This window comes from Streptomyces sp. NPDC060028 (assembly GCF_042736725.1).
In the GTDB taxonomy this organism is placed as follows: domain Bacteria; phylum Actinomycetota; class Actinomycetes; order Streptomycetales; family Streptomycetaceae; genus Streptomyces.
Genome location: NZ_JBHWVJ010000010.1, coordinates 16,309 through 39,373, shown reverse-complemented (window position 1 = coordinate 39,373; position 23,065 = coordinate 16,309). Strand labels below are relative to the sequence as shown.

At 72.3% G+C, this 23,065-nt stretch carries 21 protein-coding genes and 2 pseudogenes; 8 read left to right on the top strand and 15 right to left on the bottom strand.

Translation table 11 applies throughout. The annotated features are described in order from the left end of the window. Positions 1 to 7 precede the first annotated feature (7 nt). A complete protein-coding gene (locus ACFWBF_RS07925; protein WP_385596882.1) occupies positions 8 to 1,375 on the bottom strand; it encodes a DUF6777 domain-containing protein in 1,368 nt (455 codons plus the stop codon). 236 nt (positions 1,376 to 1,611) lie between these two features. On the opposite strand from ACFWBF_RS07925, the gene ACFWBF_RS07920 reads away from it, so the two are divergent. From ACFWBF_RS07920 to ACFWBF_RS07910, 3 genes are read left to right on the top strand one after another with little or no spacing between them, the layout of a single operon-like run. Beyond that, positions 1,612 to 2,466, top strand: a complete 855-nt coding sequence (locus ACFWBF_RS07920; protein ID WP_385596879.1) for a YndJ family protein — start codon at positions 1,612 to 1,614, stop codon at positions 2,464 to 2,466. After that, complete coding sequence (locus ACFWBF_RS07915; protein ID WP_385596876.1) at positions 2,463 to 3,011, top strand: DUF1990 family protein; 549 nt, start codon at positions 2,463 to 2,465, stop codon at positions 3,009 to 3,011. The genes ACFWBF_RS07920 and ACFWBF_RS07915 overlap by 4 nt, the downstream gene beginning before the upstream one ends. Positions 3,012 to 3,031: 20 nt before the next feature. Then, positions 3,032 to 4,471 (top strand): lipase maturation factor family protein, encoded by a 1,440-nt coding sequence (locus ACFWBF_RS07910; protein WP_385596873.1) that lies wholly within the window; start codon positions 3,032 to 3,034, stop codon positions 4,469 to 4,471. Here the strand turns inward: ACFWBF_RS07910 and ACFWBF_RS07905 are convergent. Further along, positions 4,457 to 5,440, bottom strand: coding sequence for an NAD-dependent epimerase/dehydratase family protein (locus tag ACFWBF_RS07905; RefSeq protein ID WP_385596870.1), 984 nt, complete (start codon positions 5,438 to 5,440; stop codon positions 4,457 to 4,459). The genes ACFWBF_RS07910 and ACFWBF_RS07905 overlap by 15 nt on opposite strands. Positions 5,441 to 5,577: 137 nt before the next feature. Continuing rightward, positions 5,578 to 5,754 (bottom strand): hypothetical protein, encoded by a 177-nt coding sequence (locus ACFWBF_RS07900; RefSeq protein WP_385597118.1) that lies wholly within the window; start codon positions 5,752 to 5,754, stop codon positions 5,578 to 5,580. 333 nt (positions 5,755 to 6,087) lie between these two features. Between ACFWBF_RS07900 and ACFWBF_RS07895 the strand changes: the two genes are divergently transcribed. Further along, positions 6,088 to 6,615, top strand: a complete 528-nt coding sequence (locus tag ACFWBF_RS07895; protein WP_385597098.1) for an HD domain-containing protein — start codon at positions 6,088 to 6,090, stop codon at positions 6,613 to 6,615. Between the two features lie 72 nt (positions 6,616 to 6,687). Here the strand turns inward: ACFWBF_RS07895 and ACFWBF_RS07890 are convergent, their stop codons facing one another. After that, a complete protein-coding gene (locus ACFWBF_RS07890) occupies positions 6,688 to 8,169 on the bottom strand; it encodes an SDR family NAD(P)-dependent oxidoreductase (RefSeq protein ID WP_385596869.1) in 1,482 nt (493 codons plus the stop codon). Between the two features lie 512 nt (positions 8,170 to 8,681). On the opposite strand from ACFWBF_RS07890, the pseudogene ACFWBF_RS07885 reads away from it, so the two are divergent. Next, positions 8,682 to 9,392: pseudogene (locus ACFWBF_RS07885) on the top strand (DMT family transporter); the annotation flags it as partial. Positions 9,393 to 9,572: 180 nt separating this feature from the next. Here ACFWBF_RS07885 and ACFWBF_RS07880 read toward each other — a convergent pair. Further along, the gene (locus tag ACFWBF_RS07880) at positions 9,573 to 10,817 is read right to left on the bottom strand and encodes a transglycosylase family protein (RefSeq protein WP_385596866.1); all 1,245 of its coding nucleotides are present in this window, start codon (positions 10,815 to 10,817) and stop codon (positions 9,573 to 9,575) included. A gap of 244 nt (positions 10,818 to 11,061) precedes the next feature. On the opposite strand from ACFWBF_RS07880, the pseudogene ACFWBF_RS07875 reads away from it, so the two are divergent. Beyond that, positions 11,062 to 11,840 (top strand): annotated as a pseudogene (locus ACFWBF_RS07875) (NADP-dependent phosphogluconate dehydrogenase); the annotation flags it as partial. A gap of 340 nt (positions 11,841 to 12,180) precedes the next feature. On the opposite strand, the gene ACFWBF_RS07870 reads toward ACFWBF_RS07875, so the two are convergent. From ACFWBF_RS07870 to ACFWBF_RS07830, 9 genes are all read right to left on the bottom strand, one after another. Beyond that, a complete protein-coding gene (locus tag ACFWBF_RS07870) occupies positions 12,181 to 12,522 on the bottom strand; it encodes a GNAT family N-acetyltransferase (protein WP_385596863.1) in 342 nt (113 codons plus the stop codon). A 14-nt stretch (positions 12,523 to 12,536) separates the two neighbouring features. Next, positions 12,537 to 12,962 carry an aspartate 1-decarboxylase gene (gene panD, locus ACFWBF_RS07865; RefSeq protein ID WP_385596859.1) on the bottom strand — a complete coding sequence of 142 codons (426 nt, stop codon included), beginning with the start codon at positions 12,960 to 12,962 and terminating at the stop codon, positions 12,537 to 12,539. A gap of 132 nt (positions 12,963 to 13,094) precedes the next feature. Continuing rightward, positions 13,095 to 14,069: a Gfo/Idh/MocA family oxidoreductase gene (locus ACFWBF_RS07860; RefSeq protein ID WP_385596856.1), complete on the bottom strand. Its 975-nt coding sequence runs from the start codon at positions 14,067 to 14,069 to the stop codon at positions 13,095 to 13,097. A gap of 1 nt (position 14,070) precedes the next feature. Continuing rightward, positions 14,071 to 15,378, bottom strand: a complete 1,308-nt coding sequence (ligA, locus tag ACFWBF_RS07855) for a protocatechuate 4,5-dioxygenase subunit alpha (protein WP_385596853.1) — start codon at positions 15,376 to 15,378, stop codon at positions 14,071 to 14,073. Between the two features lie 24 nt (positions 15,379 to 15,402). After that, on the bottom strand, positions 15,403 to 16,320 hold the full coding sequence (locus ACFWBF_RS07850; protein WP_385596850.1) for an amidohydrolase family protein: 918 nt from the start codon (positions 16,318 to 16,320) through the stop codon (positions 15,403 to 15,405). Between the two features lie 12 nt (positions 16,321 to 16,332). Further along, complete coding sequence (gene ligK, locus ACFWBF_RS07845; RefSeq protein ID WP_385596847.1) at positions 16,333 to 17,022, bottom strand: 4-carboxy-4-hydroxy-2-oxoadipate aldolase/oxaloacetate decarboxylase; 690 nt, start codon at positions 17,020 to 17,022, stop codon at positions 16,333 to 16,335. 18 nt (positions 17,023 to 17,040) lie between these two features. Beyond that, positions 17,041 to 18,066: an amidohydrolase family protein gene (locus ACFWBF_RS07840; protein ID WP_385596844.1), complete on the bottom strand. Its 1,026-nt coding sequence runs from the start codon at positions 18,064 to 18,066 to the stop codon at positions 17,041 to 17,043. Between the two features lie 26 nt (positions 18,067 to 18,092). After that, the gene (locus ACFWBF_RS07835) at positions 18,093 to 19,304 is read right to left on the bottom strand and encodes a 4-hydroxybenzoate 3-monooxygenase (RefSeq protein ID WP_385596842.1); all 1,212 of its coding nucleotides are present in this window, start codon (positions 19,302 to 19,304) and stop codon (positions 18,093 to 18,095) included. A 104-nt stretch (positions 19,305 to 19,408) separates the two neighbouring features. Beyond that, on the bottom strand, positions 19,409 to 20,176 hold the full coding sequence (locus ACFWBF_RS07830) for an IclR family transcriptional regulator (protein WP_385596839.1): 768 nt from the start codon (positions 20,174 to 20,176) through the stop codon (positions 19,409 to 19,411). A gap of 75 nt (positions 20,177 to 20,251) precedes the next feature. Between ACFWBF_RS07830 and ACFWBF_RS07825 the strand changes: the two genes are divergently transcribed. Further along, complete coding sequence (locus tag ACFWBF_RS07825) at positions 20,252 to 20,947, top strand: substrate-binding domain-containing protein (RefSeq protein ID WP_385596837.1); 696 nt, start codon at positions 20,252 to 20,254, stop codon at positions 20,945 to 20,947. A gap of 183 nt (positions 20,948 to 21,130) precedes the next feature. Here ACFWBF_RS07825 and ACFWBF_RS07820 read toward each other — a convergent pair whose 3' ends face one another. Further along, positions 21,131 to 21,997: a PaaX family transcriptional regulator C-terminal domain-containing protein gene (locus ACFWBF_RS07820; RefSeq protein WP_385596833.1), complete on the bottom strand. Its 867-nt coding sequence runs from the start codon at positions 21,995 to 21,997 to the stop codon at positions 21,131 to 21,133. Between the two features lie 156 nt (positions 21,998 to 22,153). Here ACFWBF_RS07820 and ACFWBF_RS07815 point away from each other — a divergent pair, with 156 nt between their 5' ends. Then, the gene (locus ACFWBF_RS07815; RefSeq protein ID WP_385596830.1) at positions 22,154 to 23,065 is read left to right on the top strand and encodes an SDR family NAD(P)-dependent oxidoreductase; all 912 of its coding nucleotides are present in this window, start codon (positions 22,154 to 22,156) and stop codon (positions 23,063 to 23,065) included.

The following is a 23,065-nucleotide window of genomic DNA, read 5'->3' as shown; positions in this document are numbered from 1 at the left end:
GGGCCGGTCAGGCGCTCTCCAAGTGCTGGCCGGTGTCCGAGGCGGGCGGCTGCTGCTGGTCCGGGACGACGTACGGGCCGTTCGGGTCGTAGGAGTCGTACGGGTCGCTCGGCCGGGCCGTCGGGCCGCCGGGCTCCTGCGGCACCCCCGACTCGCCCGGGAACGAGGGCGGCAGGTCCGAGGGGACGTCCGCCGGGACGTCCGAGGGCGGCTGCTGCGGCGGGGTGGGAACCCCCGGGCCGCTGGGGGCGTTCGGTGCCGGGGGCGTGTTCGGAACCGACGGGACATCGGGGGTGTTCGGCACGTTCGGAGCGTCCGGCACGTTCGGCATGTTCGGCATGTTCGGCATGTTCGGCATGTTCGGCATGTTCAGCATGTTCGGCATGTTCGGAGCGTCCGGCACATTCGGCGCGTCCGGCACATTCGGCGCGTCCGGCACATTCGGCGCGTCCGGCACGTTCGGAGCGTCCGGCGCGATCTGCCTGTTCGGCGGGCAGTCGGCCCGCGCGGGTGCCGGAGCCGGACTCGCGCCGGGCGGCGCGGTCCGCGCCAGGCTGTTGCTGTCCGGGGTCGGGCACGGGCCCTCCGGTGTGGTTCCGGGCGGGGTGGGCGGTCCGCTCGGGATGCCGTCCGAGGGATCGTACGGGGGTGGTACCCGGGGGGTGCGGTCCTGCGCGCCGTCGTCGCCGCTCTTGCGCTCGATCCAGGTGTTGTTGGCGACGTTCACGATGACCAGGTTGTTGATGACCTGGATGGTCGGCTCGATCACCACGACCTGGTTGGGGTGGAAGCCGCTCCACGCGTCCCCCTTCTGCGCCGGGGAGCCCTTGGCGGCGCGCGGGGCGAGCAGCGGGTTCCCGCAGGCACAGCGGACCCGGGGCATCCCGTGGTCGTCCACGAGGACGGCGGTTCCGGCCTGGAGGACGGACTGGAAGCTGTTCGCCCGTCCCCCGCTGAAGCCGTGGTTGGTGACGCGGGTGTCGGCGCGCAGCACCACCGGGGTCAGGCCGCGCAGGAAGTCCGGGATCTTCCCCTGCTCGACGTTGGAGGCCTCGGCGAAGGCGCGGGCCTTGGCGTCGTCGTCGGTGAGGGCGCGGACCTGCTGTTCCACGTCGCAGCTGCCGAGGCGGTGGGTCCCGCCGTAGAGGCCGGGGGTGGCCGCGTTGACGGTGCGGATTCCCTGGCCCGTCGCGTTGGGGAGCGGGGGCTGGACGGGGGCCGACTCGCGGGTGGCGGAGGAGGGGGTGAAGGGATCGGGGCCGGCCGCGGCCACGGGCTGGAGGTGGAGCTCCTGGGTCTCGGCGGCCGGGCCCTTGGTCTGCCCGTCGTCGCCGGTGGCGCCGCAGGCCGCGGCGAACAGCCCGAGGGCGGTCAAGAGGGCTGCCCGGGCCGGTGCGTGACGGCGCGGCGCCTGACGAGGTGTCGGAGGTGTCGGTGCATGCACGTGGGATCTCCCTTTTCGCCCCGGTTGCTCCCTCTTGTCTGCCGCATCCGCGCGATCACCGCAACCGGAGCGCCGCCCGGGCGTCTTGAACATGTTCAAGGAACCCCGTAAGGTCACGACCATGAGTTGAACGCGTTCAATGCGTTCGTGCGGGAGGGGAGTCCACGGTGACGGTCTTGGTGAATCTGATCGTCACCCTGGGCATGCTCTACGTCGTCCCCGTCGGCCTGCGCCTGATCGATCCGGCCGGGCTGCGCCGGACCGCCCGGCTCTGGCCGCTGGCCGCCGCCCCCGGGGCGCTGTGCCTCTGGCTGCCGCGCGGGGCCGCCGCCACCGCGCTCGCCGTACTGTACGCGGCGGCCACCCTGGCCCTCGCGGCGCGGGCCCCGGCCCGGCTGCTGCGGACCCGGGCCACGGCGAACCCGCTCGCCCCTCCCGAGGTCGCGGTGCTCACCGCGCTGGTCTCGCCTTCGGTGGCCGGGACCGCCCTGGTCGCCGAGCGCGCCGGCTACCGGCTCTTCGGCTTCGACCTCGACATCCTGGCGCTGACCGTGCCGCACTTCCACTTCGCCGGGTTCACGGCCGCGCTGGTCGCCGGCCTGGTGTGCCGCAGCGCCGGGGCCCGGACCGCGAGCGGGCTGTCGCGCTGGGCGGCGTACAGCGTCCCGGCGGGCACCCTGCTCGTGCTCCTCGGCTACTTCATCGACGACTGGGCCGAGCTGGTGGGTGCGGTGGTGCTGACCGGCGGCATGTGGGCGGTGGCCCTGCTGACCTGGCGGGAGATCCGGCCCGGGGCCCGCGACCGTACGACAGGGGCGCTGCTCGCGACCTCGGCCGTGGTGCTCGTGGCCACCATGCTGCTCGCCCTGTGGTGGGCGCTCGGCGAAGCCAACGGGGTCGTGCACCCGACCTTGACCTGGATGGCCGCGACCCACGGCCTCGGCAACTCGCTCGGATTCGCCCTGTGCTCGGTGCTGGCCTGGCGCCGCCTGGCCGCCGACCGAATGGAGACCCTGTCATGACCCGCCTCATCAACACCGGGCGCCCCACCCCGGTAGGGACCGAGTTCAACTACCCCGACCGCGGCGCGACCCGGCGGCGCCCGCTGCCCGCCGCCTACCACCACCTGCACCACCGGACCCGGATCGGGTACGGCCGCGCCGTCTTCGAGGCCGCCGGGGACGCGGTCCGCACCTTCGCGATGCACCGGGCCACCGGCGCGCTCGTGCGGGCCGACGGGGAGACCGCGCGGCCCGGCGTCCGGGTGGACATCGGGCTCGGTTTCGGGGCGCTGCGGATCACCGTGCCGTGCCGGGTGCTGTGGACGCCGGACGAGCCCGACCTGGCCGGCTTCGCCTACGGAACCCTCACCGGGCACCCCGAGGCCGGGGAGGAGTCCTTCCTGGTGCGGCTCGCCGCGGACGGCGCGGTCTGGTTCGAGGTCACCGCCTTCAGCCGCCCGGGCGTCTGGTACACCCGCCTGGCGGGCCCGGTCGTCCCCGTGCTGCAGAAGGGCTACGCCCGGTTGCTGGGCCGCGCCCTGCGCAAGCTGGCCGCGGGCGCCTGACCGGCCCGATACTGGAGGCGATGGACTGGTTCACGGCGCCCGGATACTGGCTGGGCCGGCTGGTCTTCCAGCGGGCCCTGGCCGGTGTCTACCTCGTCGCCTTCGCCGGCGCCGCCCTGCAGTTCCGGGCACTGATCGGGGCGCACGGCATGCTGCCCGTGCCGCGCTACGTGCGGTACGCGCCGTTCCGTCACGCCCCGAGCCTGTTCCAACTCCACTACTCGGACCGTTTCTTCGCCGCGTGCGCCTGGACCGGGGCCGCACTGGCGGCGGCCCTCGCGGCGGGGGCGGGGGACGCGGCGCCGCTGGCCGCGGCGATGGCGATGTGGGCCCTGCTGTGGCTGCTGTACCTGTCGATCGTGAACGTGGGGCAGACCTGGTACTCCTTCGGCTGGGAGTCGCTCCTGCTGGAGGCGGGCTTCCTCGCCGTCTTCCTCGGCAACGCGCGGACCGGGCCGCCGGTCCTGGTGCTGTGGCTGCTGCGCTGGGTGGTCTTCCGGGTGGAGTTCGGCGCGGGGCTGATCAAGATGCGCGGGGACGCCTGCTGGCGGGAGCTCACCTGCCTGTACTTCCACCACGAGACCCAGCCGATGCCGGGGCCGCTGAGCTGGTTCTTCCACCACCTGCCGAGGCCGCTGCACCGGGTGGAGTGCGCGGCCAACCACGTGACGCAACTGCTCGTTCCGGTGCTGCTGTTCACTCCGCAGCCGGTGGCTTCGTACGCGGCCGGGATCATCGTGGCCACGCAGTTGTGGCTGGTGCTGTCGGGCAATTTCGCCTGGCTGAACTGGCTGACGATCACGCTCGCCCTGCCTGCGGTCGACTTCACCGGCCTCGCCGGGCCGCCGCCGGCCGCGGCTTCCCGCCAGGCGCCGGTCTGGTTCGTCGTCCTCGTGTGCGCGGTGACCGCCCTGGTGCTGTTCCTGAGCCGGCGCCCGGTGGCGAACATGGTCTCGCGCCGCCAGGTGATGAACCGCTCCTTCGACTCCCTCCACCTGGTCAACACCTACGGGGCGTTCGGCACGGTGGGCCGGATCCGCGAGGAGATCGTGGTGGAGGGCACCGCCGACCCGCGGCCGCGGGAGGACGGTGCGTGGCGGGAGTACGGTTTCAAGGGCAAACCGGGTCAGCCCCGCAGCATTCCGCGCCAGTTCGCCCCGTACCATCTGCGCCTGGACTGGCTGATGTGGTTCGCGGCGCTGTCCCCCGGCTATGCGCGGGACTGGTTCGGGCCCTTCGTGGAGCGGCTGCTGGCGGGCGACCGGGACACGCTGCGGCTGATCCGCCACAACCCCTTCCCGGACGCCCCGCCCCTCTACATCAGGGCCCGGCTGTACCGCTACCGCTTCACCACCTGGCGGGAGCTGCGCGAGACGGGTGCGTGGTGGCACCGCAGGCTGGTGCGCGAGTACATGCCTGCGACCCGGCTCGCGCGGCCGGCGCCGTCAGAGCGCGAGTAGGGCCGCCTCCTGTTGTGGGGACAGGCCCGGCGCGGGCCGGTCGGGGCGCTGCGGGGCGGTCCCGCCGAGCTCCTGGAGCCAGGCCCAGGTGTCGGCCACGGTCTCCTCCACGGGCCGGCACTTCAGGCCTGCGGCCAGGGCCTTGGTCACGTCACCGCCGTACATGAAGTCGTGCGTCTCGCCCTCGGGGAGCCAGATCGGCAGCTCGGTCCACGGCGCCACACCGGCCTCCTCGATCCGGGCCGCGTCGATCCAGTGGAGCTCCGCACCGCTCGCGGTGACGGCCGAGCAGGCGTAGAGGAGCCCTCCCAGGGTGGCGTGCCCGACCGGGGAGGCCAGGTTGTACGCGCCGCCGAGCCCGGCCTCGGCGCCGTCCAGGGTCCAGCGTGCGAGGTCGCGTACGTCGATGTACTGGAGCGGCAGCTCGCGCGGCCCGGGGGCGGGCACGCGGCCGCCCCGGGCGGTGCGGTTCAGCCACCAGGGCAGCCGGCCGACGTTCTCGTACGGGCCGATGACGAGGCCGGCGCGGACCAGCAGGGCGCGGTCGCCGAAGACGTCCAGGGCCGCGAGTTCGGCGCCTCGCTTGTCCTCGGCGTAGGCGACGGCCCCGGCGTCCGGGGAGCCCTCGACCAGCGGGCCGTCCTCGGCGAGCCCGGCCGGGGCGGGGTAGGCGTACACGGAGCGGCTGGAGATGTACGCGTACCGGCCGACGCGGTCGCGGAGCAGCCGGGCGGTGTCGCGCACGGCGGTGGGGGCGCCTCCCCAGGTGTCGACGACGAGGTCCCACTGCCCCTCGGCGAGGGCGTCCAGGCCGCCGGGCGCCCCTCGGTCCCCGTGCAGGGCGGTGGCGCCGGGCGGGGGCGCGTGGTGGCCGCGGTGGAAGACGGTCACATCCCACCCCCGGTCCAGGGCGTCTTCGGTGATCGCGCGTCCGACGAATTCGGTGCCACCCAGCATCAGCAGTCTCATGCGGGTGAGCCTGCCCGTGACGACCGGGCGGCGAAAGCCTTGATCGCCGACAGCGATGACGCTCATGGCGTACGGGTGACGGGAACCAGCGAGCCCCCGCCGCCGGTTCGGCGCGGGGGCTCGGTGTCGTCCGACGGTCAGTCGATGCCCGGCAGGATGTGCGGCTCCGCGAGGTCGTCCTCGTAACCGGCGAGCCGGATCGGCGCGGACCGGGCCCAGACCTCCAGGTTGCCGAGCTTGTCGGGGCGGCTGGTCTTCTTCGGCCCCGTACGTTCCTTCAGCGCCTGGTCGGTCTTCGTCAGTTCTGCTGTCACCGCGCACTCCTTTTGTGTCGCGTAACCCGGGGGCGGACCGCTCCCGGGCAGGGATAAAAGGTTTTCCGGACGCGGTGGCGCCATGGTTCTCGATACGGAGTGTGGCCCTGGTGGGGCCGTCCGTGTCCCTCAGAGTACACATATGAGCGGACCCCCGCTCGATGGAAAGGCAAAATCCACTCCGCCCGCGAGTTTTCGCCGCGAGTTCAGGAAGTCGTGGGCCGGAGTGTCGCCAGGCAATGGTCTGCTCGGGCCCGTACGCGGGTGCGACGGAGGGGGCGGGGCGTGTCGGAGTCCGGGGGGCCGCGAGTGATCGGGAGCGTCGGGGAGCTGATGGACGTGCTGTTCGCCTGCCGCGGGGCGTGGGACACGCCCGACCGCAGCGGCGATCCGGTCGACCTGCACGACCACGGGCTCCAGACGGCGGCGCTGCTGCGCCGCTCGCACCCCTTCGACAAGGAGTTGCAGGTGGCGGGCCTGGTGCACGATCTGGGCCATCTGCTGTTCCCCGGGGACGACGCGGGGCACGCCGATCACGCGGCGGCGGCGCTCCGCCCGCTGCTGGGCGCGCGGGTGGCCCGGCTGGTACGCCTGCACGTGCCGGCCAAGCGCTACCTGGCCGCCGTGGAGCCGGAGCGGACGCTGTCACCGCAGAGCGCGCTGACGCTGCGCGCGCAGGGCGGGGTGATGGGCGAGGCGGAGGTAGGTGCCTTCGCGGCCGATCCGGACGGGGAGGCCGCGGTGATCCTGCGCCAGGCCGATGACGCGGGCAAGGTGGTGGGCCTGGACGCGGGCGAGATGGAGGACTGGCGTCCGGTGCTGGAGCTGGTGGCGGCGAGGGCGTACGAACGCACGGCGTGAGCCCGCGAGGGCGCGGGCGCTGAGCCCGCGAGGCCCTGAGCCCCCGCGTCGCGCGCGCCCTCGCCGGGCCGTTTACCAGTTGGCGGGGGCGTAGTCCTTCAGGAAGACGCCGTACAGGTCCTCGCCGAGCTCGCCGCGGACGATCGGGTCGTAGACCCGGGCCGCGCCGTCCACCAGGTCGAGCGGGGCGTGGAAGCCCTCCTCGGCGAGGCGGATCTTGTCCGGGTGCGGGCGCTCGTCGGTGATCCAGCCGGTGTCGACGGCGGTCATCAGGATCTGGTCCTTCTGGAACATCTCCTGGGCGCTGGTGCGCGTCAGCATGTTCAGCGCGGCCTTGGCCATGTTGGTGTGCGGGTGGCCGGCGCCCTTGTAGCCGCGGCTGAACACGCCCTCCATCGCGGAGACGTTGACCACGTAGCGACGGCCGGCCTCGGCTGCGGCCATCGCCGGGCGGAGCTTGCTGATCAGGATGAACGGCGCGGTGGAGTTGCACAGCTGCACTTCGAGCAGCTCGATCGGGTCCACCTCGGACACGGTCTGGATCCAGCTGTTGGTGTCGTGCAGGTCGGGGACCAGGCCGCCCGCGTCGATGGCGGTGCCGGCGGCGATGCGCTCCAGGGAGGCGGAGCCGGAGACCAGTGCCAGCTCGGTGATGTCCTGGGCGCTGAGCTTCTCGCCCTTGCCGGTGGGCAGGGCGGCGACGCGGTCGACGGTGCCGCTGCCGAAGGTGCCGATGACCTCGGCGGCGGGCAGCTCGCCGGCCGGGAGCGGGGCGTTCTCGGCGGCGACGAGCTCGCTGTAGGCGCCCGGGGAGCGGCGTACGGTCTGCGCGGCGTTGTTGATCAGGATGTCGAGCGGGCCCTCGGCGGCCACCGAGTCGGCGAGCGCGACGACCTGGGCCGGGTCGCGCAGGTCGATGCCGACGATCTTCAGGCGGTGCATCCACTCGGAGCTGTCGGGCATCGCCTTGAAGCGGCGGATCGCGTCGCTCGGGAAGCGGGTGGTGATGGTGGTGTGCGCGCCGTCGCGCAGCAGCCGCAGCGCGATGTACATGCCGATCTTGGCGCGGCCGCCGGTGAGCAGCGCGCGGCGGCCGGTCAGGTCGGTGCGGGCGTCGCGGCGCGCGTGGTTGAAGGCGGCGCAGTCCTGGCAGAGCTGGTGGTAGAACGCGTCGACCTCGACGTAGCGGGCCTTGCAGACGTAGCAGGAGCGCGGGCGCTGGAGTATCCCGGCGATCGGGCCCTTGGTGGCGGCGGTCAGCGCGTTGCCCTGGGTCTCGTCGTCGATGCGCTCGGCGGAGCCGGTCGCGGTCGCCTCGGTGACGGCCTTGTCGTTGGCGGTCTTGGCGGCGCGGCGCTCCTGGCGGCGGCGCTGCTTGACCGTGCGGTACAGGCCGGCGGTGGCGCGGCGTACGGTGATGGCGTCCGGGTGGTCGACGTCGAGCTTGTCCAGCTCGTCGATCACGCCGAGGCAGAGGGCCAGGCGCTCGGGGTCGATGCCCGGCCCGTAGGCGTGGTCGTCCCCGGTCACGTGGTTGTCTTCGGTCACCGTCATGGCCGCTGCCGTTCCTTGCTCACTCGTCCGCATCCGCCTGCTGCGGAAGGCCTCAAAAGGGAAACTGTACGGATCCCCCGCGCCCGGAACCAAACTCGTTCCGGGCTCCTCACCTACGGCGAGCGGGCTGTCACGGTATGGGTTGATTCGCGATGCTCCGCATCCGCCTCCGCGGCGGGCCGGAGCGGGTCTCGCCGAAGTCGGGAGCGGGTCTCGCCGGAGGCCGGAGCGGGTCTCGCGGGGGTCTGTCCGGGCTCGAACTCTGGTGGAGAAACGTCGCACCGCGCGCCCCCTCACGGCCGGCGGCCGGGCTGGGCTCCCGGCGCGAATGCGACGGTCTGATCGGCGCCTTGCTGCGACCGGGCGGCGCGAGGAGGGCGCTTGCGCACCCGAGATGGCTGAAAGCACCACGTTCCACCCTCGTGTACTGCGTCTGGAGTATGCCTTGAGTAGGACTGGTGACCTCCTGTAGGGGGAGGAATAGCCCGCTCGGGTGGGGCATTGTGGATTTCATGAGTGCCCTAGTGCTTTCGGTCCTCCTCTGCCTTGTGTCCGCCGTGGCATACGCGGGTGGAGCGATCGTCCAGGAACGGGTCGCGTCGAGTACGACGGGCCGGCCGTACGCCCCCGTGCGCCGATGCGGCTGGTACGCCGCCATCACGCTGAACGGCCTCGGCGCGCTGCTCCACGTTCTGGCGCTCGCGTACGGGCCGCTGAGCCTGGTGCAGCCCCTCGGGGCGCTCACCATCGTCTTCGCACTGCCGCTGGCGGCCGTCTTCGTACGGCGCCGGGCCGGCGCGGCCGCCTGGCGCGGGGCCGTACTGGCCACCGTCGGACTCGCGGGACTGCTGGCCCTGACCGGCGGGGGCGGACGGGACGAGCAGACGCTGGCCGGAAGTGAGCAGAGCGTGCTGCTGACCGCGACCGGAGCCGGGGTGGCCGTGCTGTTCCTGGCCGCGCACCGGATGCACCGGGCGGTGCTGCGCAGCGTGCTGCTGGCCGCGGCCGCCGGAACGGCCTTCGGTATGGCCTCGGTGTTCACCAAGTCGGTGGCCGAGGGCTTCAGTTTCGACGCCCTGGGCTCCCTGTGGCCGGAGCTGGCGGCCATCGTCACGCTCGCGGCCGTCGGGCTGCTGCTGTCGCAGGCGGCGTACCGGGGCGCCGGGTTGACCGCGCCGCTGGCCACCGTGACGGTGGTCAACCCGGTGGTCGCGGCGGCGGTCGGGATCTCGCTCTTCGACGAGGGCTTCCGCTACGGGGCGGCCGGTACGGCCGCCGCACTGGCGAGCGGCGGGCTGGCGGCGGCCGGGCTGATCCTGCTCACCGTCGTGCCGCAGCACGTGCGCGGCCCGGAGCCCGCCGCCGCCCCCGAACCCGCCCTCGCCCATGCGGGGCCCCGGACGTCAAATGTCGACTCCGTGGCCGCGGAGGTACTTCAGCGGGTCGATGTCGGTGCCGTAGCCGGGCCCCGTGCGCATTTCGAAGTGCAGGTGAGGTCCCGTCGTGTTGCCGGTCGAGCCGGAGCGGCCGATCCGCTGCCCGCCGGAGACCTTCGAGCCGGCCTTGACCCCGAGCGCCGACAGGTGCGCGTACTGGGAGTACCGGCCGTCGCCGTGCCGGATGACGACCTGGTATCCGTACGCACCGGCCCAGCCGGCGGAGACGACCTCGCCGGAGCCGACGGCCTTGACGGTGGTGCCGGTCGCCACCGGGAAGTCGACGCCCGTGTGGTAGCCGCTGGACCAGGAGGAACCCGCGATGCGGTACGCGGTGCCGAGACCGGCGTCGACGGGGGCGAAGAAACCGCCCGCCGCCGGCTGCTCCTTCACTGAGGCGGGCTCCGGGGCCGGTTTCTCGGCGGGCTTTTCCACCGGCTTCTCGACCGGCTTCTCAGCTGGATTCGCGGCGGGCTTCTCGGCCGCCGGCTCCACGGGCTTGACCGGCTCCGCCGTACGGGGCGGCTTCTCCGGGTTCTGCGCGGGCGGCGCGGCGGTGATGCGCAGGGTGAGCCGCTGCCCCGGGAAGATGAGGTCCGGGTTGCCGCCCACGGTGGCCCGGTTGGTCTCGTACAGCGCCTGCCAGCCGCCCTCGACGTGCTGCTCGGTGGCGATCGCCGACAGCGAGTCCCCCGGTGCGACGACGTACGGGTTGGGCAGGACCGAAGTCCCGGTCGGGCGGGGCGTGGCAGCCTGCCGGGCCGGGACCTGAGGCTGACTCCGGGCCTGTGCCTGGGCCTGGGCCTTGGTGGGCACGGAGGCGGGAGCCGGGCCGCTGCGGCTGAGGCCGGCCTGCTTTCCGCAGGCCGGCCAGGCCTGCGGGCCCTGCCCCTTGAGGACCTTCTCCGCGACCGCGATCTGCTGGTCCTTGGTGGCCAGGTCCGCGCGGGCGGCGTACGCGGTACCGCCGAAGGCGCGCCAGGTGCTCTGGCTGAACTGGAGCCCGCCGTAATAGCCGTTGCCGGTGTTGATGTGCCAGTTGTCGGTGGATTCGCAGGTGGCGACCTTGTTCCAGGTGTCCACCGAGGCGGCGTGGGCGGCTCCGGCGCCCATGAGAGGGAGCGCGATCCCGGCGCCACCGGCGGTGACGGCGAGCGAGGCCCGGTTGATGCTGCTCGGCTGATACCGGCGGTGCCGGCCCCGTACACCCATGGGAGCCCCCATTGAAGACATCAGGAACCGCACAACTTAACGTTGCGACCAAGACATGACAAGGGGCGCAACAGGGCGCACGCGAGCGGGAGTTGACTTGCCCGGAGTAGGTCACCCCGTGCCGGTGCCGGGGTAGCGTCGGTGTCCCCCAGTGCCGCCCTGCCCTCCCCCGCACGCCGACGCAGGGCAGCAACCTCGCCCGGAACTTCGCCCGCAACGGTTTCACCGTCGCCGTCCACACTTCGTGGCGGCGGAGTCGGCGAAGGAGTTCGTCGACGCGCTGGAACGCCCGCGCCGCCTGATCATCATGCAGCTCATCGCCGAGGCCTACCACCTGCTGCGCGAGGTCGCCGGCTACTCCCCCGAGAAGATCGCGGAGACCTTCCGGGCCTGGAACCGGGGCCGGCTGGACTCGTACCTGATCGAGATCACGGCGGAGGTGCTCGCGCACACGGACGCCGCGACCGGCCGCCCGTACGTGGACGTCGTGGCCGATGCCGCCGAGCAGAAGGGCACCGGCCGCTGGACGGTGCAGATCGCCCGCATCGCCGAGGCGGTCTTCGCCCGCGCGGTTTCGGGCCACGGCGAGCTGCGTACGGCCGCTCGCGGCCTCGCGGGGCCCACGGCCGCGCCGCTGACTCCGCGGGCTGCGGACGCCTTCGCTGGGGCGTCGACCCCGGAGCGGTGGCGGCCCTGTGGCGCGGCGGCTGCATCATCCGGGCCGCGTTCCTGGACCGGATCCGCGCCGCCTACGATGCCCGGCCGGGCCTGCCGAGCCTGCTGGCGGACGCCGGGTTCGCGCGGGAGATCGGCGCCGCCCAGGACGACTGGCGTGCGGTGCTGGTGGCGGCGGTGCGCCAGGGCGTCCCGGTACCGGCCTTCGCGGCCTCGCTCGCGTACTACGACGCGCTGCGCGCGGAGCGGCTCCCCGCGGCCCTCACCCAGGGCCAGCGCGACTTCTTCGGGGCGCACACCTACCGCCGCACCGACCGCGAGGGCTCGTTCCGCGGGGGCCCGCGGGCCCCCGCCGGCCGGGCTCGGCTCAGCTCAGCGGGCCGGGCTGCGGGATCGGCGCGGGCCCGGGCGGCGCGGGCACCGGATCCGGCTCGGGCACCGGGCCCGGCACCGGGGGCACGGGCCGGGGCGCGGGCTCGGGGAAGGGGCTGGGCGGGGGGCCCGGCGTCGGATCGGGGACGGGCGGCTGCGTCTCGTCTGCCCTTGCCCGTGTCTCTGCGCGTGTTTCTGCGCGTGTTTCTGCGCGTGCCTCTGTGTTTCGCACCATGGATCCACCTTCCCCTGATCCGTGCCGATGCGCCTGGCGGGCACGGCGGCCAGGGTGGTCAGGGCCGGAGCCCCGCCCGCGTCACCACAGGTCGGAGTCCGAGTCCAGCTGCGCCTTGGCGGCCTCGACCACCGCGGCCGGCGCCTCGGGCGCCTGGTCGGGGTGTTTGGCGGCCCAGCTCGCGGCGTACGGGCAGAGCGGCACCACGGGCACACCTTCGGCGGCGGCGATCCCGTAGAAGGCCTTCACCAGCCCCCCGGCGATGCCCCGGCCCTCGTGGCCCGGCTCGACGATGGTGTGCACCGCCACCAGGGCGTGGGGCGGCGCGGCGAGCACGAAGTAGGCGATGGATCCGACCACCCCGCCGTCCTCGACGGCCAGCAGCCGCCCGGCCTTGCGTTCGTCCGTGAACTCGACCGCCATGCTCCCCGACTCCCTCAGACTCGCGCGGCCACCGCGTGGGGGCTGCGCTCCTGGTCCGTGCCCGGTACCGGGGCGGACGGATCCGCACCCAGCTCGATGATCCGATTGTCCCCGTCGACGTGCACGACCCGCGGCTTGAGCACCCGCGCCTCGGCGTCCTCCACCTGCGCGTAGCTGATGAGGATGACGAGGTCCCCGGGGTGCACGAGGTGAGCGGCAGCCCCGTTGATCCCGATGACCCCCGACCCGCGCTCGCCCTCGATGCAGTACGTCTCCAGCCGGGCCCCGTTGGTGATGTCCACGATGTGCACCAACTCTCCGGGCAGCAGGTCCGCCGCGTCGAGCAGATCGGCGTCGACGGTCACGGACCCGACGTAGTGCAGGTCGGCCTGGGTGACCGTGGCCCGGTGGATCTTGGACTTGAACATGGTGCGAATCATGAAGAAGCTCCCGAAATGTCTGCTCCCTGCCTGCTCATCGCAGGTCAAGGGCGGTCCGGGCAGCCTACAACGATTCGCCTGTCCGGTCAGCTGTCCCCCGGGTCTCGCCCGGGCCCGCCGCCGGTGGCGTGTTCACGAGACCGAGGCGGCGTCGAGCTGCTCCTCGAGGGCCGCCAGCGTCCGGTAGCAGGGCATCACCTGGGCGATGGAGGCGTTCGGCTCGCGGCCCTCGCGGATGGCGGCGACGAACTCGCGGTCCTGCAGTTCGATGCCGTCCATCGAGACGTCGACCCCGCTCACGTCGATCGGCTCGTCCTTGCCGGTGACCAGGTCGTCGTACCGCGCGGTGTAGGTGCCGGTGTCACCGATGTAGCGGAAGAACGTGCCGAGCGGCCCGTCGTTGTTGAACGACAACGACAGGGTGCAGATGGCGCCGCTCTCCGCGCGCAGCTGGATCGACATGTCCATCGCGATGCCGAGCTCGGGGTGGATCGGGCCTTGGACCGCATGGGCCTGCACGATCGGCGAGCCCGTCTGGTAGGCGAACAGGTCGACGGTGTGCGCGGCGTGGTGCCACAGCAGATGGTCGGTCCAGGAGCGCGGCTGGCCGAGGGCGTTGAGGTTCGTGCGGCGGAAGAAGTAGGTCTGCACGTCCATCTGCTGGATGTGGTAGTCCCCGGCCCGGACCCGCCGCCGTACCCACTGGTGGCTGGGGTTGAAGCGCCGCGTGTGCCCCACCATCGCCACCAGTCCGGTGCGCTGTTGTGCCTCCAGGCACGCCTCGGCATCCGCCGGCGAGGCAGCCAGCGGGATCTCGACCTGGACGTGCTTGCCCGCTTCGAGGCAGGCCAGCGTCTGCGCGGCGTGCAGGGGTGTGGGCGTGGCGAGGATGACGGCGTCGATGTCGTCCATCGCCAGCACCTCCTCCAGGGTCGCGACGCCACGGCCGATACCTTGTTCCGCGGCGAACTTCCGGGCGCTTTCGAGGGTGCTGCTCACGACGGCAGCCACCTCGACGCCCTTGATCCGCCTGAGCGCGGCCGCGTGCTTGGCGCCGAAGGCGCCGCCTCCGGCCAGGGCGATCCGGACGTTCTGATCGTCGGTCATGTCACTCCTTCACGGCGGGCTCCTGGGCCCGCGGGTGGTTCTCCAGAATCAGGTGGCCGACGGCGGTGTTGGACGCCGGCACGTGGTAGAAGCGGTGCTTGACCTCGATCTCCCCGGACCCGTCGAGGTCGCTCATCGCCCCGCGGGCGATCAGCCACATGACCAGCTCGATGCCCTCCGAGCCCGCCTCCTCGACGTACTCCAGGTGCGGCACCTGCGACAGGCCGACCGGGTCCGCGACGAGTTCGTCGAGGAAGGCGTTGTCCCACTCCCGGTTGATGAGGCCGGCGCGGGGGCCCTGCAGCTGGTGGCTCATGCCGCCGGTGCCCCACACCTGGACCTTCAGCGGCCTGTCGTAGGACTCGATCGCCTTGCGCAGCGCCCGGCCGAGCTTGAAGCACCTGGCGCCCGAGGGCACGGGGTACTGCACCACATTGACGTGGAACGGGATCACCTTGCACGGCCACTTCTCGACGTCCCCGAACATCAGCGACAGCGGGACGGTCAGGCCGTGGTCGACCGTCATCTCGTTGACCAGGGTGAGGTCGAAGTCGTCCCTGATGAGCGAGTGCGCGATGTGCGCGGCCAGGTCGGGGTCGCCCTCGATGCCCGGGACCGGGCGGGGACCGTAGCCCTCGTCGGCGGTGGCGTACGCCGCGCCGGTGCCGAGCACGAAGGTCGGGATCAGCGACAGGTCGAACGTGGTGGCGTGGTCGTTGTAGACCAGGAAGATCACGTCGGGGAGGTTCTCCTTCTCCCACCGCCTGGAGAATTCGTAGCCCTCGAAAACCGGCCTCCAGTAAGGTTCGTCGGTCTTGTGGTGGTCCATCGCCGCGCCGATCGCAGGCACGTGCGAGGTGAAGACCGCGCCGGTGATCGTGGCGTGCTCGGCCGGCGGTACCGGGTCGGCGTACGCCGCTTCGAGGACGGCGTGGTCGATCCGGTTCCCCTCGACGGAGCGACCACCGCCGACCATCATGTCGCGGTACTCCTGCTCGGTCATGCCGGTCATCGAGCCGGCCATCTGCTGGAACGACAGCCCCAGCGTCGCGCCCCACTTGGCGAGGAAGTAGATGTTGCCGCCCTCGCGCATCGCGGCGTTGAGGTCGCGGTCGAGCAGCGCCCGCTTCTGCTCCTCCCGCAGTGGCCACGCGTCCAGGTAGGCGCGCTCGTCGGCGAGGTAGCGCTCGCGGTTCTCCGCCGTCATCAGTGACATGCAGAACTGGTTGAGGTGGTACCCCTTGGCGGACTGCTCGGTGTCGAAGATGGTCGTCCCCGGAACCAGTTTGTAGGTCTTGTCCAGTGACATGGTGAGCCTCCAATCGTGCGGTGGTCAGCCGGCGTCCGGCCAGTACAGACGCATCGGGTTGTCGACGAGGAGCCCCCGCTGCAGCCGCGGCGTCGGCGCGATGTGCGGGATGAAGTCGACGAGCAGACCGTCGTCGGGCATCTGGTCGGTGAGGTTCGGGTGCGGCCAGTCGGTGCCCCACAGCACGCGGTCGGGGAACTCCTCGACCACGCGCCGGGCGAACGGGACGACGTCGCGGTAGGCCTGCTGCTCCCCCTTGAGGGCCGGCGGGCCACTCACGGACAGCCGCTCCGGGCAGGTCACCTTGCACCAGATGTCCGGCCTTGCCCGCATGAAGTTCAAGAACGCCTCGAACTCCGGGCCGTGCGGGTCCTTGGTGACATCCGGCCGGCCCATGTGGTCGATGACCAGCGGCACCGGGATCGAGAGGAAGAATTCGCGCAGGTCGGCGAGGTCGGCCGCCTCGAAGTAGACGACGACGTGCCAGCCGTAGGGCGCGATCCGCCGGGCGACGTCCCACAGGTCCTGCCGTGGCGCCGCGTCGACGAGCCGCTTGACGAAGTTGAACCGTACGCCGCGGACTCCAGCCTCGTGCAGCTCCCGCAGCCGCGCGTCCGAGATGCCCTGCCGCACCGTCGCGACACCCCGGGCGAGACCTCCCGAGGCTCGCAGGGCGTCGGTCATCGCACTGTTGTCGGCGCCGTGGCAGGTCGCCTGGACCACCACGTTACGGGCGAAACCCAGATGGTCGCGCAGCTCGAACAGCTGGTCCTTGGACGCGTCGCAGGGGGTGTACTTGCGCTCGGGGGCGAACGGGAACTGCGCCCCCGGGCCGAAGACGTGGCAGTGCGCGTCGACGGCGCCCTCGGGCACCTGGAACCGCGGCCGGCTCGGACCGGCGTACCAGTCCAGCCAGCCAGGGGTCTTCTCGAAGGTCGTCATCCTCAGTCCTCCTCAGTCCTCGTAGCGCAGCCCGAGCCCGGCCAGCGGGCCGCGCATGCCGTACATGTCCAGGCCGAGCTCGCCCGCGCGGAACCGCGCGCGCTTGCTCTCCTCGCCGGCCTCACGCCTGGCGGACGCCTCGGCGACCTCGGCGGCCCGCTCGCGCGGCACCACCACGACACCGTCGCGGTCCGCCACGACGACGTCACCGGGCCTGACCAGGGCGTTGGCGCAGACCACCGGTACGTTGACCGAGCCGAGCGTGGCCTTGACCGCGCCCTTGGCGTTGATCGCCCGGGAGAAGACCGGGAAGTCCATCTCCTCCAGGTCGGCCACGTCGCGCACGCCGCCGTCGATGACCAGGCCCCGGCACCCCCGGGAGCGGAAGGAAGTGGCGAGCAGGTCGCCGAAGAAGCCGTCCTCGCTCTCGGTCGTGCAGGCCGCGACCACGACGTCGCCCTCTCGGATCTGCTCGGCGGCAACGTGGAGCATCCAGTTGTCGCCGGGCTGCAGCAGCACGGTCACCGCGGTACCGCACAGACGGGCCTTGGGGTAGACGGGGCGCAGGTAGGGGCGCATCAGTCCCACCCGGCCCATGGCCTCGTGGATCGTCGCGACGCCGAATGCCGACAGCGCGGCGACGGCCTCGGGATCGGCGCGGGTGATCGATGTGTGGACGACACCGATCTCGGTGTGTTCCATGCGTTCTTCTCCTGGGATTCAGTGGCAGGCCGCGGCGAGGCGAGCGGCGAGTCGGGGGTACACGCGCAGGGCGTTGCCGCTGTAGACGGCGGCGCGTTCCTCGTCGGAGAGGTTCGCGGTGGCCTCGACGTACCGCTTCGTGTCGTCGAAGTGGTGACCGGTGCGCGGGTCGATGTCGCGGACCGCGCCGATCATCTCGCTGGCGAACAGGACGGACCGGCTGGGTATCACCCGGGTGAGCAGGTCGATGCCGGCCTGGTGGTAGACACAGGTGTCGAAGAAGACGTTGTCCAGCAGCGTCTCGGGCTCCGGTCTGCCCAGCGCCATCGCCAGGCCGCGGAACCGGCCCCAGTGGTAGGGCACCGCGCCGCCGCCGTGCGGGATCACGAACCGCAGCGTCGGGAAGTCGGCGAACAGGTCGCCCTGGAGCAGCTGCATGAACGCCGTGGTGTCGGCGTTGAGGTAGTGGGCGCCGGTGGTGTGGAAGGCCGGGTTGCACGACGTGCTGACGTGGATCATGGCGGGTATGCCGTACTCGGCCATCGCCTCGTAGACCGGGTACCAGCTGCGGTCGGTCAGCGGCGGCGCGGTCCACTTGCCGCCCGACGGATCGGGGTTGAGGTTGACCGTGACCGCGCCGAGTTCCTCGACCGCGCGGCGCAGCTCGGGAAGGCAGGTCGCGGGGTCGACACCCGGCGACTGCGGCAGCATCGCGCCCATCGCGAAGCGGCCGGGGTAGAGCGTGCTGACACGGTGGATCAGGTCGTTGCAGATCCGCGCCCACACCGAGGAGACCTCGAAGTCGCCGATGTGGTGGGCCATGAAGCTGGCGCGCGGGGAGAAGATCGTCAGGTCACTGCCGCGTTCGTCCATGAACCGCAGCTGGTTGCTCTCGATCGCCTGACGCAGGTCGTCGTCGGTGATGACCAGGTCGTCGGGATCGGGCGCGTGCTCGGCGGCGCCGACCGCGGCCACCTGCCGGTCCCGCCACTGCGCCAGCTGCGGCGGCGCGGTGGTGAAGTGACCGTGACAGTCGATGATCATGTGTTCGCTCCTGCTGGTCGTCGGGGTCAGCCCAGGGAGCCGGCGGGCCAGCCGGTGTACTGCTCGGCGAGATAGGTGCGCCCGGCGCGGGTGCCGACCACGTTGTCGAGCTCGCCGAGCTGGCGCCGCAGGTCGAACTGAGCGCCTCCGGGCGCGGTGTGCAGCAGCTGGGTCATCCAGTAGGAAAAGTTCTGCGCCCGCCAGACCCGCTGCAGGGCGCGCGGCTGGTAGTCGTCCAGCGCGGCCTCGCCCGCGCTGCCGAGTGCCCGCAACAGGACAGTGGCAAGCACCTTCACGTCGTGCAGCGCGAGGTTGAGCCCGCGGGCGCCGGTCGGCGGCACCGTGTGCGCGGCGTCGCCCGCGAGCGCCATCGAGCCCCAGCGCATCGGCTCCTGCACGAACGAGCGGAACCGCAGCACCGTCTTCTCGAGGATCGGCCCCTCCTTGAGACGGAAGCCGTCCTGGCCGGCCACCCGAGCCTGGAGCGTCTCCCAGACGCGGTCGTCCTGCCAGGCGTCGACGGACTCGTCGGGGTCGCACTGGAAGTACATCCGCTGAACGGTCTCGGTGCGCTGGCTGATCAGCGCGAACCCGTGCTCGGAGTGGGCGTAGACCAGCTCGGGCGCGCTCATCGGCGCCTCGGCCATGATGCCGAACCATGCGAAGGGGTACTCCTTGCCGTAGCGCACCCGCCGGTCCTCGGGCACCAGATCGCGGCACATGCTGCGCGACCCGTCCGCACCGACCACGTACCGCGCCCGGATCTCGTGGCGGGACCCGTCGGGCGCGGTGTAGCGGACCCGGGGAGCGTCGGTCGTGATGTCGAGGACCTCGGTGTCCTTGACGCCGAAGTGGACCGTGCCACCGTCGCGGTCCCGGGCGTCGGCCAGGTCGATGAACACGTCGGTCTGCGGGTAGAGCCACACCGACTGTCCCACCAGCTCCTTGAAGTCGATGCGGTGCGGCCGGCCGCCGAATCGGAGCTCGACGCCCTCGTGCTCGTGGCCCTCGCGCAGGATCCGGTCGCAGACGCCGGTCTCGATCAGGTCCCGCGCCGCGTCGGCCTCGAGGATGCCGGCCCGCTGCGTCGTTTCGATCTCGCGCCGGGAGCGGGTGTCGATGACGATCGTCTCGACCCCTGCGCGCCCGAGCAGGTGAGCCAGCATCAGGCCGGCCGGACCGGCACCGATGACGGCGACTGGAACCGAGGCAACGGTGTCGACGGTGGCGTCGGCCATGGCATCTCCTGAGCGACTGCGAACGTTCGGAACACCCCGAACGTTGGCACCGGGAGCCGCCGCCGGTCGCCGGTGTTTCCGTCAGACGGAAGCCTGCTCGAACGTCAGACCGTCGTGTGGGCGCGCCGCCCGAGCTCGTCGGAGATCCCGTACGCGGCCCTCAGGAGCGGCTCGCGCAGCCCGCGCGCGTCGTTCGCACCACGCGCCGCGACGACGATCCCCAAAGCGGCGCTGACGGGCCCGGCCCGGCCGATCCGCACCGGTGCGGCCACCGCGACCGTGTCCTGCGAGAGCTGCCGGTCGCTGATGAAGACCTGCTCGCGGCGGATACGGTCCAGTTGTGCGCGCAGCGTCTTCGGGTCGGTGACGGTGTGCGGGGTCCAGGCTCGCAGCGGCGCTTCGAGGACCTCCTCCTGGATGTCCCGTGGTGCGTGCGCCAACAGCACCCGGCCCATCCCGGTGGAGCCGACGGGGAACCGGGTCCCGACCGCCGTCAACAGGTGTACCGATCGATGCCCGGTGATGCGTTCGACGAAGACGAGCTCCGTGCCCTCGCGCACCGCGAGCTGGATGTTCTCGTGAGTCGCCTCGTAGAGGTCCTGCATGAACGGCAGGGCCGCGTCACGCAGAATCTGGGTACGGGGGCATCCCGAGGTGATCTCCCAGAGCCTCAACCCGACATGCCACGACCCGTCCTCCCCGCGCTCCAGCGCTCCCCATTCCGCCAGCTCCGCGACCACGCGGTGCGTGGTGCTCAAGGCCAGACCTGTGCGTTGGGCGATCTGCGACAGTGTCTGCGAGGGGTGTTCGCGATCGAAGGCCGAGAGGACCTTGAGGACCTTTCCAGCCGCGGTGCTCCGGGTTGCGCTCACGCGGGCAGTCTCGCAGACGGGCGCCCCGCCGCCCGACCGTGCGCCGTACCATCTGCCGGACACCAAGGAGACGACGTGAACCAAGAGATCTCTGGGCTGTCCTCGATGGCGACGCGGCCGATAGTGGGCGAGCTCTGCGAACACATCCGACTCGCTCACGGGATTCCGGTGCGTTTCGAGTCCGCCGGCGGGGTCGAGATCGCACGGCGGGTGCGCGAGGGCGCCGAGGCGGACGTGCTCGTGCTCGCCGACGGAGCACTGGCCGAACTGGAGGAGGAAGGGCACCTCCTCGGGGGCACGGTGCGTCCGCTGTGGATCTCCCAGGTCGTCGCCGCCGTCCCGGAGGGAACGCCGGTTCCGGCACTCGGCTCGGAATCCGACCTGCGAGCCGCTCTTCTGTCCGCGAAGAGGATCGCGTACTCCACCGGCCCCAGCGGTACGTCCCTCGTCGACCTGATCACCCGGATGGATCTCGCCGCCATGCTCGGGGGCCGGCTTGTCCAAGCCCCGCCGGGGGTGCCCGCGGGCAGCCTGCTGTCGTCCGGCCAAGCCGACCTGGCCTTTCAACAGCACAGCGAACTGATGGACCTGCCGGGCGTCGTCGTCATCGGCCCGCTGCCGGGCGATACCGCCATCAGCTCGATGTTCAGCGGGGGCGTACTGGCCGCCTCCGCGCAGCCGCGCCGTGCCCGCGAAGTCCTTGACCTTCTCGGTTCCGACGCGGCGTCGCGGATCGCCCGCGCCAGGGGCATGCGGACGCCCGGGGAGTAGTGGCCCGTATCGATCGGTCGACGGCGTGCGCCACGACGAACGCCCCGGCCGGGGCAGGGCGCCACCCCGGGGACGAACGGGCGGCTCACGCAGGCGAGTTCACCCGCACATGCCGGTCCAGTCCGGATTGACAAGCCCCCGCCCGACGCCGCCGAAGCCGGGCGGTCCGGCTCCTCGGGCGGGCTACGCCTGCGGCTCCCAGCGGTCGAGGATCTCCTCCGCGATCCGCCGCGCCCCGGGCTCGAAGCGCGCGGAGAGCTCGCGGAACAGCGCCTCCGCGTGCGCGGCGGGCCACCGTTCGGGCAGGTGCTCGGCCGGCAGGTGCGGGTCCCGGCGCACCAGGTCGAGCCAGTCGGTGTGCAGCAGGAGCAGGCGGCCCAGGTCGTCGCGCGCCTCGACGGGCGCGCCGCCGTCGCCCCAGCGGGCCAGGAAGGACCGGTAGCCCTCGGCGATCCCGTCGATGTCGAAGGCGGTACGGAGCAGGGGCCCGGCCTCGGTGGGCGCGGCGGCCTCCCCGTGGAACGCCCTGATACGGTCCCCGAGCCCGAGCTCCCGCGCGATGGGCGCGACGTCGACGCGTCCGGGGGCGACCCACAGACCGCTCTGCAGCGGGCCGAAGCCCGCCCAGACGAGCCGGGAGCGCAGGTCGTGCCGTTCGCGGCGCCAGGACTCGGGCAGGGAGTAGCCGACCAGGGTCCAGGTGCCGTCCCAGGCCCGGTTGACGGCGCCCGTCCGCTGGATCCGCTCCTCCCCGTCGGCGAGCACCGCGGCTGCGCGGTCCGTCAGCGAGAAGTACATCCGGCGACCGCGCCGATGCCGTGCGAGCAGGCCTCGACCGACCATCCGCGTCAGGGTCGAGCGCACGGCGTCCTCACCCACTTCGACGCGGGCGAAGGCGTCGATCACGCTCGCCGAGGACAGGGCGGTGCCGGTGCCGAGGACGTGGATGCCGAAGAAGCTCAGCATCAGGGACTGGGGGCGGGCCGGGGCGCCGGGGCCGGCCGCGTCGGGCTCGGCTTCCGGCTGCCGCTTCGGATCGGGAGGGGTCACGGGGACAGCGTAGGCGCGGGACCCGCTCACCCCGGCTTACATTCGGCACTTCATTGACCGCAGACAAAAATATGCCTAGCTTTGGCCGCGGCCGGTGCGTGCCCAGGCCGCGGCTCCCCGCGTCCCGCACCCGGCCCATAGGAAGGACCCCCTCTCATGGCTCACTTGGACCTCTCCGGCAAGGTCGCCGTCGTCACCGGCAGCGGCCGCGGCCTCGGCCTCGCCTACGCCCGCTCGCTCGCCGCCGCGGGCTCGGCCGTGGTGATCAACGACGTGGACGCCGAAGCGGCCGACGCGGCCGTGAAGCAGATCACCGAGGCCGGCGGCCGCGCCGTGGCCGAGGTGGTGCCGGTCGGCTCCAGCGAGGCCGCCGAGGCCCTCGTGGCCCGCGCGGTCGACAGCTACGGCCGGCTCGACGCCATGGTCACCAACGCCGGCGTGCTCCGGGACCGGGTGCTCTGGAAGATGACGGACGAGGACTTCGACACCGTCGTCCAGGTGCACCTGCGCGGCACCTTCACCTGCGTCCGCGCCGCCGTCGAACAGATGCGGGCCCAGGGCGAGGGCGGCCGGATCGTGGTCGCCGGCTCCCCCGCCGGCCAGCGCGGCAACTTCGGCCAGACCAACTACGCCGCCGCCAAGGCCGGCATCGCCGCGATGGTGCGCACCTGGGCCATGGAGCTGGCCCGGGCCGGCATCACCGCGAACGCCGTCATCCCGGTCGCCGCGACCGCGATGACGCAGACCATCCCCGCCTTCGCCCCGCACGTCGAGGCGCTGGAGCAGGAGGGCACCGCCTTCCCCGACAGCCTCCGCAAGGGCGAGGGCTTCGGCACGCCCGAGGACGTCGCGGGCCTGGTGTCCTTCCTCGCCTCCGACGCCTCCGCCGGGATCACCGGCCAGTGCATCGGCATCGGCGGCGACAAGCTCGCCCTGTGGTCGCACCCGCAGGAGGTGTCGGTCGCGTACGCGGACGGGGGCTGGAGCGCCGAAGCCATCGCGGCGGCCTGGCCGCTGACGGTGGGCCGCACTCCGGAGACCTTCGGCATCCCCGCCCCGCAGCTGTGA